The sequence below is a fragment of the Legionella drancourtii LLAP12 genome (assembly GCF_000162755.2).
Taxonomy (GTDB): Bacteria; Pseudomonadota; Gammaproteobacteria; order Legionellales; family Legionellaceae; genus Legionella; species Legionella drancourtii.
Map to the genome: position 1 here is coordinate 23,310 of NZ_JH413830.1, position 15,541 is coordinate 38,850.

The window sequence follows — 15,541 nt, forward strand, 5'->3', positions numbered from 1 at the left end:
CTGTCTCGATGATTCGCGTAGTAATATTCATTAGTCTTATAGGTTGTTGTTTCATGTAATTCTCTTTTTGAGTACTTTATTATAAGGTCCTTTTCTTCGTAGTATTTGGGTTGCCATTAATTTAAATGGAGTTGTTTTTAACTTCTTTTTTGTGGTTCAAATTCGCAGCCTAGATCTTTTTGCAGTTTATTATCAATAATCTCTTTTATGTCTTTTTTTAAAGCTTTTTTTAATGGTGATTGAACAGATAATGAACCAATAGAAGTTAATCTGAAATCCAAATCTTTTTTCCATGCTCGAAGTAATAATATGCTGGAGTTGCCTTTTAAACGGATGGCGTCTTTCATTAGTTTCATATAATCAAATATTATTTCTTTTGCTTCCTGTTTTTGTTTGTATTCTTCTGTTTTAAAAAGTTCTTGTAATACCGTTAGCTTACATCGTTTCAACATGGTTTTTTCTAATTGTTCTATTTGCTGTAAAAGCATTGTGCTTTGGTCAATGTTCAAAACTAACTTATCGGCCTCTTTTTTGCCCAGGCATTCTTGTTTTAGAAAAGCTAATTGTTTTATTAATACTTCTTGATTATGTTGATTCACTGCAGGTTGTAATTCTGGTTTGTATTTCCCTGCCGGTCTTTCGTTAAATACTTCTACGTAATACTCAGTGCCGAAAGAAGGATTGATAATCTGGTATCCAAAATTATATTCGATAATTTTCATATTTGGATATTCAATGGGGATTATACGCTTTATTGCTATATCGGTAAGTACTTTCCCCCCACCGGTCGCTCCATAATTGTGCATTGAAGTATTGGGATCCACATGTATGAAAAAATCAGAAATTAAGCTGTCTTCATGAATATGAATGGTATTAGAGGAGATACATTGTTCAATTTGATTTGGCAATAGTTCATTGTGATTTTCTGATGTGAGAATTCGTCGCGTAATCAATTCTTTACTATGTTGAAGCGCATGATCAAGACAAATATCAATGGCTTGTGTATAGCATGCCCCTCCTTTAGTTTTTACCTCAAAGACGCTTCCAGTAGACATGGTGATACCGTCTTCTGCGGTGATTTCATCGGCATGAAAAGTTCCCTTTTTATCTTGTTGCTGGGAAAATAATGATTGTTGATCATTGTAGTAAATATCTTGAGCTGATGCGGTGTTTTTAGAAAAGGCATGAATTTTGGATGGGGTGCCTCCTTCAATAAATAAAGACATATTAAATAAAGTTCCAGCATTATTATAAACGGCAAATGAACTTAACAAGATGTGAACATTTGGTGTCAAAGTATTCGCCATTTTTTCTATGTCACTTAGGAGTAACTGAAATTCATTCAGTGTTAATGGGATTTTCGTGTAAAAAGAGAATTCATGTGTAGAAAGTCGTGTAACATGATTTTTCTTTTCTTTTTTTAACTGATAAAAACCCAGAGAATCCTTTTCACAATACATTTCCCGATGATGCTCATTCGCTAATGCAAACAGTGTGGTAATTTGTGTTTGTAACCTAAGTGTCGACGATACTTGATGTTTGGCATGGGAATCTGATTCACCAAAAGATGCAAAGGGTGATCTTACGATCAGGTCGGTGATATAAATATTTTGATTAAACTGTTTAAGTGCTTTTTCTTGTTTTTGAGAAACAGTATTCAGGGTAAGTTTAATTTTTTCAAGCCGTAGATAGGTTTTGGCTAATTCATCAATAAACATAGAATACCTTTACAAATAGTTAGCGTATTAATGGATTCATCTGTTTTTATTCTTTTTAGTATCTTGTCTTATGGAGTATAGGTCTTGTTGATATAAATTGCTCAAAACGGACAAATAATGCCTCTATTTAAGGGCGTAATGTTGTATTCTATGGGGAGCTGTATCTTTACGCTTATGAATGAATGGTTTGCGCTGCTTGCATTAGATCTATTTAATTTAAAGTTTACTATAATAAACGCTATATAAAATAAGAATAAGGTATAGGTTTATCTCTTATGGAAGCTTGATACTTTTTGGCATAGAAGGTTTTTACAGGAGCTGCCGTAATTACTATTTAGAAGGAGCTACAATGACTTACAAACATATTATGATAGCTGTTGATGGAAGTAATACTTCAGATTTAGCTGTTCATGAGGCAATTAAGCTGACTAAAGCCTTAAAGGCCAGATTAAGAATTATTCACATAGTTGATGAAACTATATTCAACTATATTGATGAATATGTTGATTTTGATACTTTATGGGACGGATACAAGAAAGTAGGCCATGACGTTTTAAATAAAGTAAGTGAAAAAGTGAAACAAGCACAAATAGAGTATGAAACCACGCTTATTGAGCTGAAACCTGGAAAAGGGCGTATTGCAGAGAAAATTGTAGCGGAAGCACAAGCTTGGCCTGCAGACTTGCTTATTATAGGATCACATGGGCGTCGAGGTTTTAGTCGTCTTATTTTAGGGAGTGTGGCAGAAAATGTGCTGCGAATTTCAACAATGCCAGTGCTTTTGGTTAGAGGGCAATAAATCTTGATATAGACATTTTCTTTCCTGAACAAGTGCTCATCAATTAGTTTAAACATACTAAAAATCAGTATGTTTAACCCTCCCGCTTCAATTAATACCTGAAAGCCATTATAGATATGTTCTATAATTAATCTATGTGGATGAAAAACAATAACCCCTGCGGTTTGAGGGTTATTGTGATGATTTATAGATGAACTCATATTATTTTAATGGTGAAATAATGGATAAATTTACAGATCGGCAGGAAGCGGGCACTATTCTAGCAGAGTACCTTAAAGATTATGCCAATCAATCAAATGTTATCATCTTGGCACTTCCTCGAGGTGGTGTTCCAGTAGCTTATGAAATTGCAACAGCACTTGCCATTCCACTTGATATTTTTATTGTTCGAAAATTAGGCGTTCCTGGTCATGAAGAGTTGGCTATGGGAGCTATTGCTTCAGGCGGTACCGTTATTTTTAATGAACTGCTTATAAGTGCGTTAAACCTGGATCAATCTTCAATCGACCTTGTCTTACAAGCAGAACAGAAAGAATTATTGCGCCGTGAACTATTATATCGAGGCGATCGTCCCTTTCCTAAACTTTTGGACAAAACAATTATTCTTGTTGACGATGGTATTGCCACAGGCTCAACAATGTTCGCAGCAGTAAAAGCCCTGCGTAAATATAAACCTGCTTCTATTATTATCGCTGTACCCGTTGCTGCGCGTGAAACATGTGAAGAAATGACTCAATTGGTGGAGAAAGTTATTTGCCCACTACAACCCATAAATTTCTATGCTGTAGGCTTGTGGTATGAGAATTTTACTCAGACTTCTGATAATGAAGTGATTGAATTGCTTGAAAAATCAAATGCAATGATGAAACAGTCAACGTAATCCTGGATCCATTTTTCACGCATTTTAGAGCACTAATTAACCTAAGTTGAAAAAGGAGAGTTAGTATGAATACAGAGGCGCAACAAAAGCTGCTTACTGTGCTCAATGAGGCAGTAAAACCAATTTCAGCACCGGCTGATTATTCTTCATTTTTAGAAAAAATTGACGACGCACGTTATGTATTGATTGGAGAGGCCAGCCATGGAACGCAAGAGTTTTATCAGGCTCGCATAGAGATTACACAACAACTAATCATGAAAAAGGGTTTTATGGCTGTAGCGATAGAAGGTGATTGGCCTGATGCCTATCGGGTTCACCGCTACATACAAGGAAGAGGATATATCGATGATTCAGAGAGTGCGCTAGATGATTTTAAACGCTTTCCAACGTGGATGTGGCGCAACACAAGTCTGCCTCCTTTTCTTAAATGGTTACGTGAATACAATGATTTACCCGATACAATGGATAAAGTTGGTTTTTATGGTTTGGATTTATACAGTCTCAATAGATCCATGCAGGCTGTTATTCGTTATTTAATGAACGTTGATCCTATGGCTGCAGAGCAGGCAAAAAGCCGTTATGCATGTTTTGACCACTTAAATGTTGATCCACAAATGTATGGGTATTTAGCTAATGCGAAAATAAAAAAATCCTGTATCGCAGAAGTACTCGAAGAGTTCAATGAAATGCAACACCATGCTTTTAAACTTATCCATCAAGGAGATGAGGTCGCTGAAGATGATTATTTTTTTGCGACACAAAACGCGCGTTTGGTCAAAAATGCAGAAGCCTATTATCGCTCGATGTTTGATGATCATGTCTCTTCATGGAATATACGTGATAGGCACATGGCAGAAACTATTGGTATTCTTGCTGATCATTTAGAGGAGCGGTTTAATAAACCGGCCAAGATCATTATTTGGGCTCATAATTCACATGTTGGTGATGCGCGTGCTACTGAAATGGGCGCACGTGGTGAGGTTAATATTGGCCAATTGATTAGGGAGCAACATACGAATACCTATTCTATCGGATTTTCAACCTATGATGGCTTTGTTACAGCAGCTTCCAATTGGGATGAGCCTGCTCAACGTAAAAAAATAGTTCCTGGTCTTAATGGAAGTTATGAGGAATTATTTCATCAAGTAGCTTATAAAAATTTTATTTTACATTTATCGGATAACGAAGAATTAGAGCACTTTCTAAAAATTCCGCGATTACAGCGAGCAATTGGCGTTATTTATCGACCGGAAACTGAGCGTCTTAGCCATTATTTTTTTACTCATTTACCTTATCAATTTAATAGCCTTATTCATTTTGACAAAACTAATGCAGTGGAGCCACTTGGGGTTAAAGTGGAGATGTAGCTGATTTTTGATGATTTTAAATGTCCTCAATTAGGGGGTATAAATTTGTAATTAATTATTTAAACAATTAAATTCAACGAGTAAAAATTCACGGTGAACTATGGCACATTATACTTTGGATAAAGAACATACCATCACTATTCCAAGTGACAATGTCTCTCTTGATGGATTACTGTATATTCCTAAAGATGCATGTGGTCTTGTTTTATTTGTGCATGGAAGTGGTAGTAGTCGTTTTAGCGTACGTAATCAATATGTTGCACGTGTTTTAAATGAAGGCCGTATTGCCACTCTATTATTTGATTTATTTACCCCAGAGGAAGATGCTATTGATAGTCATACGCGGCAATTTCGTTTTGATATTGATTTTTTGGCATCTCGATTAATGGACGCGACAAAATGGTGTCTCAAACAGTCTGTACTGAGTCCTTTATCAATTGGTTATTTTGGCGCGAGTACTGGTGGCGGAGCGGCTCTTGTTGCTGCAGCAATGGCGCCAGATAAGATCCGTGCTATTGTTTCTCGTGGTGGACGACCTGACTTAGCCGGTGATGCTTTGGCACTTGTTCAAGCCCCTACGTTATTCATTGTAGGAGGTCATGACGAAATCGTCATTCAAATGAATAAAGAGGCCATGTCTAAATTAAATTGTATTAAAAAAATAGAAATAATCCCCGGCGCTACCCATTTATTTGAGGAGCCTGGAGCACTCAATGAAGTAGCTCGTCTAGCAAGAACATGGTTTTCTAGTTATTTTGTTTGAAATTAGTACCTACGTGGCAATATGTACTATGATTGTATATTAATGATATCTCTGTAATGGAATACTGATGATGACATCCAATCAACTACGCAACATAGATTATTACTTTAAACGCTAACGATTGCCGAATATGTCAATTACCAATGGTGGCTGCTTCATGAGGGAATGACCAACAAGGAGTGAATTATGGCTAGCTCAAAAACAATCAACCATGACCAAATATCCATGAACGTGATGGATGTCATATATAATCGTCGTGCAGTGCGTGATTACCTTCCCAAAAAAATTGACCAAGATCTCATTCATATATTGCTTAATGCAGCCATACAGGCTCCTACAGCCATGCATGAAGAACCGTGGTCATTTGTGATCATTCAAAATAAAGATCTATTAAATCGGTTGTCAGAAAGTGCCAAGCACCTAGTACTTGCTGAAACAAAAAATTCCGAACCCCAACAAGCAAAGCAAGTTATTGATTTGGTCAAACCAGCAGATTTCAACGTATTTTATAATGCCGGAACATTGATAACTATATATAGTAAATTCCCTGGAAGTTTTGTCGCAGCAGATTGCTGGTTGGCTGCTGAGAATCTAATGCTCACCGCCTATGCAAATGGGCTTGGAACCTGTGTCATTGGCTTTGCAGTTTCGGCTTTGAACACTCCTGAATGGAAAAATGAATTAGGAATCCCTGCTGAAATGACAGCCATGGTGCCGATCATTGTAGGTCAGCCAGCAGGCAAGACGCCACTATCTCCTCGTAAGCCCCCTGAAATACTTACCTGGAAATGATATGAAACAAAATTTTTCAGCAAGAATAGTCCCTCAGGAGGAGGTCTATGCTGCACATTATAAGCTTGCTTTACTTATTACGGTATTACCCTATATTTTTGATACGGTGATTGCTATTGCCAGAAGTGGATTTCCTAATTATGCAAGTAAGAGAAAATTATTACCAAACCTGAGCAAAATAGGATACTGGAGTGTTCTTCTATTCGTGTATGTGTATGGAGACGTTACCAAATTGGTCTCTGATAAATTACAGTAGTGTAGTCTATATTTAGTTCATATATGTCATAACAAATTCTACGAGCAAGGAGCCATTATAATGTATAAGAATATTATGCTAGCACTTGATGGGAGTAAGATATCTGATTCCTTGGTAGAGGAAGTAATTAACCTAACTAAAGGTCAGAGCGCTAATGTGCGAATTATTCATGTTGTTGATGAGAGCTTTGTCAGTTATGGTGGGCCAGCCTTTGATTATCTTTCAATTATTGCTACTTGTAGGGAAGATGGTGAAAAGATATTAAATAATGCTGCAAAAAAAATGGCTAGCGAATCATCGATTAATCCGGAGACATCAATTTTGGAATTAAAGCCATTGCAGGGAAGAGTTGCCGAGGCAATTGTTGAAGCTGCAAAAGAATGGCCTGCAGATTTATTAGTTATAGGCACGCATGGCCGGCGTGGCTTTAGTCGTCTCTTTCTGGGGAGCGTGGCGGAGAATATTGTGCGAATTGCAACAATACCTGTCCTGCTTGTGCGTGGTGCTGATGCATAAGCAGGAATATTTTTTTTACCCGATTCATTCTTAGTACGGATAGTATGATTAAAAGAACTAGCAATTTGACTTCATACATAAAATTTACAATGGCAATTACCTCATATTAGAAGGTAATTTAATCGACTTGCCGGCAACCATAAATTGACCTCTTCCCTGATGATGGAGTGTTTGGGGATTTTTTCTCGACATATCGAGCCAAGCATTAAGAACTTCAAGAATAAAAAAATTATATTTAGTCACCATGTTCATATCAATGACTTTGCATTCGAGGTTGGCAAAACACTCATCGATAAGTGGTGCTTTTACCCAGGAAGAAGCGACTGCTGTGAGCTGAAATGTTTTGAATTTATCTACGTTTTGCCCCGATGTATTACCACAGCCGACTACTTTTTCTGCTAAGTCCACTGTTGGAATATTAATGACGCATTCTTTGGTTGTTTTCAAGAGATTAAAACTGTAATTGTTTTCGCTAATGACGCAGCCCACAATTGGAGGCTCAAACTCCATCATGGTATGCCACGACATAGTCATGATATTAGGATGTTCTTTGTGCGCTGTTGTGACTAATACAACTGGTCCTGGTTCTAAAAGAGCATAAACTTCAGATAAAGAAAGAGGCTTTTTTTTCATGTTAATATCCTTATATTAGCGATGCACTACTGAATAGCTATCTGCAGTGATGCAGAAAAACACCCTAGCGGCGGTGTTTTTAGTAACTCTGTTATGTTCCGTTTTATTCGGAAAATTAGAATATCAATTACATCGTTATTTAAAAAAGTTACTCAAGAAAATAATGCGTTTACACCATGCCAAAGAACATTCTATTGTGCCTGCTTAAGTAACTATCGGTCGAATTAGTCCATCAAGGCGCGAGCCTTGGAGGGCTAGGCGAATGGTCATCATCTAATACTACAACTACTGGTTGATTTAGTGCAGATTTAATTTCATTAATCCAGTTAGAAACAGTTTGAAAGAATAATGCTTCTGTGGTGTCTGCAATAGCAGGATTAATTAATATATAAACTAAGGGGTGTTGACATTTCACTAGATTGAGCCAAAATCGGCCTCTAGAAAAAGGCGGTCCTCTGACTGGAAATTATCATATGAAAATCCTCCATACTTCCGACTGGCATATCGGCCGCACTCTTTATACGCGCAAGCGTTATGAAGAATTTGAGGCATTCCTTTCCTGGCTGGCGAAGACTCTTTGCGAAGAACAGGTGGATGTGCTCTTGATTGCCGGTGATGTTTTTGATACCAGTACCCCTAGTAATCGTGCTCAAGAATTGTATTATCGGTTTTTATGCCGTGTGGCCAGTTCTTCTTGTCGGCATGTTATTGTGATTGCCGGTAATCACGATTCTCCAACGTTCTTAGATGCCCCTAAAGAATTATTACGTGCGCTTAATGTCCATGTCATTGGTTCAGTAACTACGAATCTTGCGGATGAAGTGTTACTGCTTGAAAATCAGGATGGTAGTCCTGAATTAATAGTTTGTGCTGTTCCGTATCTGAGAGATAGGGATATTCGCACGGTTGCAGCAGGGGAAAGTATTGAGGATAAAGAGCGTAAGTTAATTGCTGGGATACGTGCTCATTATGCTGAGGTTTGTGAATTAGCGGTGCAGAAGCGTAATCTTTTGGGGCGGGAAATTCCTATTGTAGCGATGGGGCATTTATTTACCGCTGGTGGTGCGACTGGGGATGGTGTTCGCGAACTCTATGTGGGCTCGTTGGCGCATGTTTCAGCGCAAATTTTTCCTGAATGCATCGATTATCTGGCTTTAGGCCATCTTCATGTGCCGCAAAAGATCAATAACTTAGAGAATATGCGTTACAGCGGCTCGCCGCTGCCGATGGGGTTTGGTGAAGCGAATCAAGAAAAAAGTGTTTGTCTCATTGAATTTAGTGGACTCAATGCCTCTGTTTCTCTTCTTAAGGTACCTATTTTTCAACACCTTAAGCGTATTTGTGGCCATTGGGAGGCGATTGCAGATGAGATTATGGCGCTGGCAACGACACAAAGCCAAGCTTGGCTGGAGATAGTATATGAAGGCGACGAAGTCACTGGCAATCTGCGTGAATCTTTGGAAGAGACGATTGCTGGAACGGGGATGCAGATCTTGCGCGTAAAAAATAATCGCATTATTGACCGGGTACTGAAGCGAATACACGATGATGAAACACTTGATGATCTGAATATTAACGATGTGTTTGCACGCTGTTTGGCAGTGCATAAGGTACCCGAGGAGCAATGGCCAGAATTATTGACCACCTACCAGGAAACGTTAATGATTCTCAACGATCAAGATGCCAAGGCAGAATAAAGAGGTAGGCGATGCGGATACTCAAAATACGCTTTAAGAATTTAAATTCACTCGTCGGTGAATGGGAAATTGATTTGACTCATCCCGCATTTGTATCCGATGGTATTTTTGCAATCATTGGTCCAACTGGTTCAGGAAAAACCACGATTCTCGATGCCATTTGTTTGGCACTCTATGGAAGAACACCTCGCCTTAATAAGGTAACCAAGAGCGAAAATGAAATTATGGCGCGGCAAACAGGAGCGTGTTTTTCTGAAGTACTGTTTGAAACGCAGGCAGGGCGTTTTCGTTGTCACTGGAGCCAACGACGGGCACGAAAAAAGCCTGATGGCGAATTACAAACGCCTAAGCACGAGATTGCGGATGCTGATTCAAACCAAATTCTTGACGCAAAGCTTCGTGGTGTTGCGGAGCAAATAGAAATGGTAACCGGCATGGATTTTGATCGTTTTACTCGCTCTATGTTGCTTGCACAAGGAGGCTTTGCCGCGTTTTTGCAGGCGGTTCCGGATGAGCGAGCCCCCATTTTAGAGCAAATTACTGGAACAGAAATTTACAGTCAGATCTCCATGTGTGTGCATGAGCGTCGCTCAGATGAGCGTAAAACACTGGATCTGATGATGGCGGAGCTTGCTGGAGTACAACTTCTGGGTGACGAAGAGGAACAGCAATTGAATGTAAGTCTTGACCATCATAATAATCAAGAGGTCTTGCTTCAGCAGGAAATCACAAAGAAAAATCTGGCAATGACCTGGCTGGAGCAGCTCAATTCTCTGGAAAAAGATTTAGGTTTTATTATTGAACAGCAGCACGATCTACTCCAACGTCGAGAGTTATTTAAGCCTGAGTTAGAGCGGCTCGAACGCGCAAAGCAGGCTTTAGAAATATCGGCTGTGCATGCTGATATTAGTGCTTTGCGCCGAGAGCAGGAAAGTGCAAATCAAGAATGTAATGACCGTCGCTTGGCACTTCCGGGCAGGGAAGCTGAGTTAAAGACTGCAGCAGATGCTTTGACGCTGGCGGTTGCTGATTTAGAACAAAAAAGAATAGAACAAAAATCGACCTTAGCGGTGATTCGCAAGGTTCAGGCTCTTGATATTAAGCTTCAAGAAAAAGAAGAACCCATGATTAAAGTCAATGAGGTTATTTTGGCGATTAAACGCTCTTTGTCTACCTTGTTAGCTAAGAATAATGACGATTGCCGAGATCTCGCTATAAAAAGTATTGCCTTTACAGAAGTGCGCGAACGTCTTCGGTTAAAAAAAGCAGATGAGGGATTGATAGCCAACCTAGCCGGAATTGGTAGTCGATTTGATATTCTTCGCGATTTAAATGAACAGCATGGCAACAAAGCTGCTGAGTTGAGTATAGCCGAGATGCAAATGGCGGAATTAGATCGCACTTGGCATGAACAAACAGTAATGCTTGCAACAAAAGAAAAGGAACTTAACGCCTGTCAGCATGATTTTGTACACTACCAGAACCAACTAAAAAAGACTTTGGCGGGTCGTGCAATGGCTGATTGGCGTGGCGCCTCAATGCTTCTTAAAGAGAGAAGCGCTTCGTTGCAAAAAACGATGAAAGCGATACATTCTTTGGCTGATTTGAAGGCGAATCTTGAGGCGCTTAATAATCGTCAGGCAATGCTTACTCTTGCACAAGATGGATTAGTTAATAAAATTCAAGTTCAGGTTGAACAATGTGGCGCCTATGAACGTGAAGTTCACTTGCTTGAAACACAACTTTCTTTGTTCAAGAGGATTCAAGATCTTACAGACATCAGACATCAACTTGAAGACGAGCAACCCTGTCCGCTTTGTGGTGCAAAAGAACATCCATTTGCAACAGGTACTATTCCTGTACCTGATGAAACTATGACTTTGCTAAAAGGGGCTAGAGAGAATTATAAACAAGCAAATGCCATGCATTCCGGATTAAAAATTAAACAGGCTGAAAATGTAAAAGATTTAGAGCAACTTTTGCTGCAACGAAATGAATGCATAGACAGGATTGCCATTGAAGAGGCTGAAATTCAGGACGCGTTTTCCATATTTGCTCTTGATGTGTCTGCTCAAGAGCGAGAAACAGTGTTAGTTAATTTAGTACAAGAAACCGATAAGAATCTGGAAAATACCTTACAGGTTGTTCAGGTTGTTGATGAGTATGAACAAAAAATGGAACTAGCGCGTGAAGCGCTTGAAAAAAGCAAGGAATCATTCGCACAATCTGAACGAGAAAATCAGACCGCAAGCCATAAAAAAATCTCTGCAGAACAAGATGTCACACGTATTGCAAAGGAGTTAAGCACACTCGACTTTCAGCGCCAGAAAACACTGGATAAAGAATTAGCCGCGTTAGCAACGTATGGAATTAAAAGCCTGGCTCTGGATGCATTGGCTCATGTTCAGCTCGAACTCGCTGCACGTCGGGATCAGTATCTGGATTTACAGAAACAAAATAGTGATTTGGAGAAACAGATCGCCAGTTTGCAGTCGCAGACAAAATATCAAGCCGAACAAATTAGTAACTTAGAAATAGATCTTAAAAACCAACAAAATATGCTCATGGCTTTAAAAGCGGATCAAGATTTGCTAATGCATGAAAGGAATTCTCTTTTTGGTGATAGGAACCCTCATGAGGTGGAAACTCACTTGGTTGCGGTAATTGAAGCAGGCGAAAAGCGTATTGAGGGCTTACGACAGACATTGAGCGTCACAGAACAAGAATGCGCCAAATTAAAAAGTGCAATAGAATCTATTGAAAAGACAATTTTTTCTCGAAGCTTAAAGTTACAAGAAGTTGCACTTGTTTTTAAAACACAGCTCGATAAATTTAATTTTGCTGATGAAGCCAGTTATATAAACGCCTGTCTATCTGAAGATGAGCGCAAAAATTTAATGTTAAATGCCCAGAAGTTGGAAAATGAATATACAGAACTCGAGACACGAAGAAAGGATAAAGCAGATCTTTTAGAAATAGAGCGACAAAAAAAAGTAACAGCGCAATCACCTGAATTTTTAGTCCAAGAACGAAGTGGTTTGATAAGTCGTTTAAAAGAAATCCAACAGGCGATCGGTGCCATGCAGCAGAAATTAGAAGGCAATGAGCGTTTAAGGAAAAAGCAACAAGAACGAGTGCAGGCAATAAACTTACAAAAACGAGAATCTTTGCGTTGGGATACGCTGCATGCACTAATTGGTTCTTCGGATGGGAAAAAATATCGTAATTTTGCTCAAGGGTTGACTTTTGAAATGATGATTGGTCATGCCAACCGGCAATTGCTGAAAATGACTGATCGTTACCTTTTAATTAGGGATGAGAGCCAACCACTAGAGCTTAATGTAGTGGATAACTACCAGGCTGGAGAAATTCGTTCGACCAAAAATCTGTCGGGCGGTGAGAGTTTTATTGTGAGTCTTTCTCTCGCGTTGGGCTTATCGCATATGGCCAGTAAGAACGTTCGGGTTGATTCATTGTTTTTGGATGAAGGTTTTGGAACTTTAGATGAAGATGCACTGGACACCGCATTAGAGACCCTTGCCGGTTTACAGCAGGCTGGCAAATTAATTGGTGTGATCTCACACGTTCCTACACTGAAGGAGCGGATTAGCACGCGAATACAGATCAGTCATCAAACCGGTGGTCGTAGTCTGATTAGCGGACCAGGTTGCCGTCGCTTAGATTAGGGTGCATAAGAGGCTGTAGTAGAGATTATAGAGAATGCTCTCTAATCGCTTGCTATGGCCACACTATCCAATCCGTTTAGGCTGATGTAGGGGTTTATCCGAGTTCCTCTCTTAATATAGGTGCAAAAAAATAAGCAAATAAGTAAAAATAGTTCTAAGATTATCTGTAGATATCAAAATTAATAGCACCATAGAAAATGGGGGAATTATTGCTGCTCTCTTACGTCGGTTGCCGGATTACCCCCAAGAAGGGCCATGAATGAATATGCATATGCAAGCAACACAAGAGAAAAAACAATTCTGGATTATTTTGCTAATTGTCTTAATCAGTTTTATCGGTTCATCTATTGCTTACCCCATTTTTCCGCCCTTGTTTTTACAATCTACGGATCAGTTAATTATCGCTCCAGAATGGAGTGACACCAGCAGACGTATTTTGCTGGGGTTAACCCTTGCGATTTTCCCTCTGGGGCAATTCATTGGTTCTCCCATTTTGGGACGAAACTCTGATATTCATGGCCGCAAGAAAATACTGGTTATCAGTTTGGCAGGAAGCATGCTGGGGTATTTACTGACCGTCCTATCGTTTTGGACAAACTGTTTCTGGCTATTATTATTCAGCCGCTTTTTAACCGGATTCATGGAAGGAACTTTTGCTGTTGCTAGGGCATTCGCCTCAGAATTAACCACCATTAACAAATTTGTGAGTTTTGGTAGGATCAACACTATGGCTGGCATTGGTTATATAATTGGACCAATCATCGGCGGTTTATTATCAAACGCAAATGTTGTTCCTTGGTTTTCATGGTCATTTCCTTTTACTTTTGCCGCCTTAGCTTCAATTATCACCCTGGGGCTTGCCTGGTGGAAATTGCCGGAACATAAGATCCTCCATCAACCTGAAAAAGAATCGATAGTGAGCCAACTCAATATTATCCGGCAATTTAAGTTATTATTTCAGAACCACCCGCATTTGCTCCATTTGCTGATCATTAGTACGCTATTTACCTTTGCCGTCGATATGTTCTACGAATTTGGCCCGGTTTATCTTGCCGGAAAATGGTTTATGTCTCCAGGGATGATTGCGCTTTATAACGCGGCATTATCAGCAGCCCTTGCTTTAGGTGCTTCATGGCTTCCGTATCATCTTTCAAAACGCCTGCCTATTCATAAAATTATTATCCTGGCTATGATGAGCACTACTCTGATTTTTGCTGCCATGATTGTTTTTCAATACCCCATAGCCATGTTTTTATTTTTCGCACTAATTGGATTTAGCATCACCAGTGTTACCACAACCATGACGATTCACATTTCAAACGTGTCTCACACGGCCATTCAGGGAGAGGTTATGGGGGCACAGTTAAGCTTGCGTACACTAGGTGATGCTATTATTTGTTTTATCGGCGGCTTGCTGATTGTTTTGTCAATTACTTTACCTATTATCATCTGCTGCATTACCGCATTGATCGCGAGCATTCTGTGCCAGGTATATTTAAAACCGACAGTCTTAGATAATCATGGGCATTAATAACAAGTTAGTAAGAAATGCGATGATTCGGCTCGCGCTGCCATTGAGTTAAGGTGAGTTCGAGATAAGCTTTGTCCTGATTTTTTATCCCGAACTCACCTTAAGTTAAGGAGCATCTCCTGTATTGGGGCGAAGTAATCATAGAATTATTCAATGGTGTTGTTTTCTTTCTTTTGCTGGTAAGACAACATAATCTCGGTAATTAAGCGTATTTTTTCTTCTTTTGCTAAATTCAGATTAAAAATGCCCTCAGTTACGCCTTTCATGAGTTCTGCAATATTTTCTTTAGTGCCAGGAATTACGTTTTTGGTGGCGCGATCCGAAGAGCGACTACGAAGAAACGATACTTCTAACCAATTAATCAGTAAATGCGGTGTGTCATGTTGGATAAACAGCGGATTATTTGTAGGCTCTTTTTTTATAAAATAGTCACGTGTTGCAGCAAACGAGGGTATTTGCTCTCCAGGATAAACCACAAAATTATAACCTAGCGATGCAGCAATCCACATTACGGCAGGACTTTCTTCAATCAGGTATTTTGAGGAGCGCAGCATTAATAACTCTTTAGACTCTTGCTCATTGGCATGACGTCTTGAAAAATCAGCGGCAACACGATGTACTGATTCGGCTAGTGTCGGTTCAGTGTGGTATAAGTCCATAATCTGCGTGTTAATTTCTACATAGTTTGGTGATTTAGTGAGCCAATCACGCCAGTATACTACTTCAAAATTCGTTGCTGTTTTATTAAGTGCAGTCTTCTTATCTAGAGGAAATTGTTCGATAAGATGTGAATCAAAATCATTAATATTGAGTCCCAGAGGCGTTAGAAAATACTCTAAATGCTCATCAAAATAAGCCTGCCCTAATGCTGTAGCCTCATCTTGGAGCTGACTAATAGGGGGA

At 39.3% G+C, this 15,541-nt stretch carries 14 protein-coding genes and 1 pseudogene; 11 read left to right on the forward strand and 4 right to left on the reverse strand.

Annotated elements, in window-relative coordinates; genetic code table 11:
* Positions 1-137 precede the first annotated feature (137 nt).
* A complete protein-coding gene (locus LDG_RS11055) occupies positions 138-1,718 on the reverse strand; it encodes a hypothetical protein (RefSeq protein WP_006871451.1) in 1,581 nt (526 codons plus the stop codon).
* A gap of 349 nt (positions 1,719-2,067) precedes the next feature.
* On the opposite strand from LDG_RS11055, the gene LDG_RS11060 reads away from it, so the two are divergent.
* The 7 genes from LDG_RS11060 (at position 2,068) to LDG_RS11090 (ending at position 7,091) form a co-directional block, all read left to right on the forward strand.
* Complete coding sequence (locus LDG_RS11060; protein ID WP_006871452.1) at positions 2,068-2,517, forward strand: universal stress protein; 450 nt, start codon at positions 2,068-2,070, stop codon at positions 2,515-2,517.
* Positions 2,518-2,737: 220 nt separating this feature from the next.
* The gene (locus LDG_RS11065; protein ID WP_006871453.1) at positions 2,738-3,397 is read left to right on the forward strand and encodes a phosphoribosyltransferase; all 660 of its coding nucleotides are present in this window, start codon (positions 2,738-2,740) and stop codon (positions 3,395-3,397) included.
* A gap of 65 nt (positions 3,398-3,462) precedes the next feature.
* Positions 3,463-4,764, forward strand: coding sequence for an erythromycin esterase family protein (locus LDG_RS11070; RefSeq protein WP_006871454.1), 1,302 nt, complete (start codon positions 3,463-3,465; stop codon positions 4,762-4,764).
* A gap of 100 nt (positions 4,765-4,864) precedes the next feature.
* The gene (locus tag LDG_RS11075; protein WP_006871455.1) at positions 4,865-5,527 is read left to right on the forward strand and encodes a dienelactone hydrolase family protein; all 663 of its coding nucleotides are present in this window, start codon (positions 4,865-4,867) and stop codon (positions 5,525-5,527) included.
* A 186-nt stretch (positions 5,528-5,713) separates the two neighbouring features.
* Positions 5,714-6,319 carry a nitroreductase family protein gene (locus LDG_RS11080; protein ID WP_006871456.1) on the forward strand — a complete coding sequence of 202 codons (606 nt, stop codon included), beginning with the start codon at positions 5,714-5,716 and terminating at the stop codon, positions 6,317-6,319.
* Between the two features lies 1 nt (position 6,320).
* Positions 6,321-6,575: a hypothetical protein gene (locus LDG_RS19895; RefSeq protein WP_006871457.1), complete on the forward strand. Its 255-nt coding sequence runs from the start codon at positions 6,321-6,323 to the stop codon at positions 6,573-6,575.
* Positions 6,576-6,635: 60 nt separating this feature from the next.
* On the forward strand, positions 6,636-7,091 hold the full coding sequence (locus tag LDG_RS11090) for a universal stress protein (protein ID WP_006871458.1): 456 nt from the start codon (positions 6,636-6,638) through the stop codon (positions 7,089-7,091).
* Positions 7,092-7,187: 96 nt separating this feature from the next.
* Here the strand turns inward: LDG_RS11090 and LDG_RS11095 are convergent, their stop codons facing one another.
* Positions 7,188-7,724, reverse strand: coding sequence for a flavin reductase family protein (locus LDG_RS11095; RefSeq protein WP_006871459.1), 537 nt, complete (start codon positions 7,722-7,724; stop codon positions 7,188-7,190).
* 46 nt (positions 7,725-7,770) lie between these two features.
* Here LDG_RS11095 and LDG_RS19685 point away from each other — a divergent pair, with 46 nt between their 5' ends.
* Entirely contained in the window at positions 7,771-7,932 is a 162-nt protein-coding gene (locus LDG_RS19685; RefSeq protein ID WP_158307881.1) for a hypothetical protein, read from the forward strand.
* Between the two features lie 24 nt (positions 7,933-7,956).
* On the opposite strand, the gene LDG_RS11100 is transcribed toward LDG_RS19685, so the two are convergent.
* Positions 7,957-8,139 carry a hypothetical protein gene (locus LDG_RS11100; protein WP_006871461.1) on the reverse strand — a complete coding sequence of 61 codons (183 nt, stop codon included), beginning with the start codon at positions 8,137-8,139 and terminating at the stop codon, positions 7,957-7,959.
* Between the two features lie 58 nt (positions 8,140-8,197).
* Between LDG_RS11100 and LDG_RS11105 the strand changes: the two genes are divergently transcribed.
* From LDG_RS11105 to LDG_RS11115, 3 genes are all read left to right on the forward strand, one after another.
* On the forward strand, positions 8,198-9,421 hold the full coding sequence (locus tag LDG_RS11105) for an exonuclease SbcCD subunit D C-terminal domain-containing protein (RefSeq protein WP_040535516.1): 1,224 nt from the start codon (positions 8,198-8,200) through the stop codon (positions 9,419-9,421).
* Between the two features lie 11 nt (positions 9,422-9,432).
* Positions 9,433-13,107 (forward strand): AAA family ATPase, encoded by a 3,675-nt coding sequence (locus LDG_RS11110; RefSeq protein WP_040535518.1) that lies wholly within the window; start codon positions 9,433-9,435, stop codon positions 13,105-13,107.
* Positions 13,108-13,366: 259 nt separating this feature from the next.
* Positions 13,367-14,638 (forward strand): MFS transporter, encoded by a 1,272-nt coding sequence (locus tag LDG_RS11115; protein ID WP_233491505.1) that lies wholly within the window; start codon positions 13,367-13,369, stop codon positions 14,636-14,638.
* A 146-nt stretch (positions 14,639-14,784) separates the two neighbouring features.
* Here the strand turns inward: LDG_RS11115 and LDG_RS11120 are convergent.
* Positions 14,785-15,541: pseudogene (locus LDG_RS11120) on the reverse strand (hypothetical protein); the annotation flags it as partial.

Bases quoted from the DNA above. Each gene is read 5' to 3' on its own strand.
- LDG_RS11105 (WP_040535516.1), top strand. From the start codon at position 8,198: ATGAAAATCCTCCATACTTCCGACTGGCATATCGGCCGCACTCTTTAT.
- LDG_RS19895 (WP_006871457.1), top strand. From the start codon at position 6,321: ATGAAACAAAATTTTTCAGCAAGAATAGTCCCTCAGGAGGAGGTCTAT.
- LDG_RS11080 (WP_006871456.1), top strand. From the start codon at position 5,714: ATGGCTAGCTCAAAAACAATCAACCATGACCAAATATCCATGAACGTG.
- LDG_RS11070 (WP_006871454.1), top strand. From the start codon at position 3,463: ATGAATACAGAGGCGCAACAAAAGCTGCTTACTGTGCTCAATGAGGCA.
- LDG_RS11060 (WP_006871452.1), top strand. From the start codon at position 2,068: ATGACTTACAAACATATTATGATAGCTGTTGATGGAAGTAATACTTCA.
- LDG_RS11095 (WP_006871459.1), bottom strand. From the start codon at position 7,724: ATGAAAAAAAAGCCTCTTTCTTTATCTGAAGTTTATGCTCTTTTAGAA.
- LDG_RS11075 (WP_006871455.1), top strand. From the start codon at position 4,865: ATGGCACATTATACTTTGGATAAAGAACATACCATCACTATTCCAAGT.
- LDG_RS11065 (WP_006871453.1), top strand. From the start codon at position 2,738: ATGGATAAATTTACAGATCGGCAGGAAGCGGGCACTATTCTAGCAGAG.
- LDG_RS11115 (WP_233491505.1), top strand. From the start codon at position 13,367: ATGAATATGCATATGCAAGCAACACAAGAGAAAAAACAATTCTGGATT.
- LDG_RS11090 (WP_006871458.1), top strand. From the start codon at position 6,636: ATGTATAAGAATATTATGCTAGCACTTGATGGGAGTAAGATATCTGAT.
- LDG_RS11110 (WP_040535518.1), top strand. From the start codon at position 9,433: ATGCGGATACTCAAAATACGCTTTAAGAATTTAAATTCACTCGTCGGT.
- LDG_RS11055 (WP_006871451.1), bottom strand. From the start codon at position 1,718: ATGTTTATTGATGAATTAGCCAAAACCTATCTACGGCTTGAAAAAATT.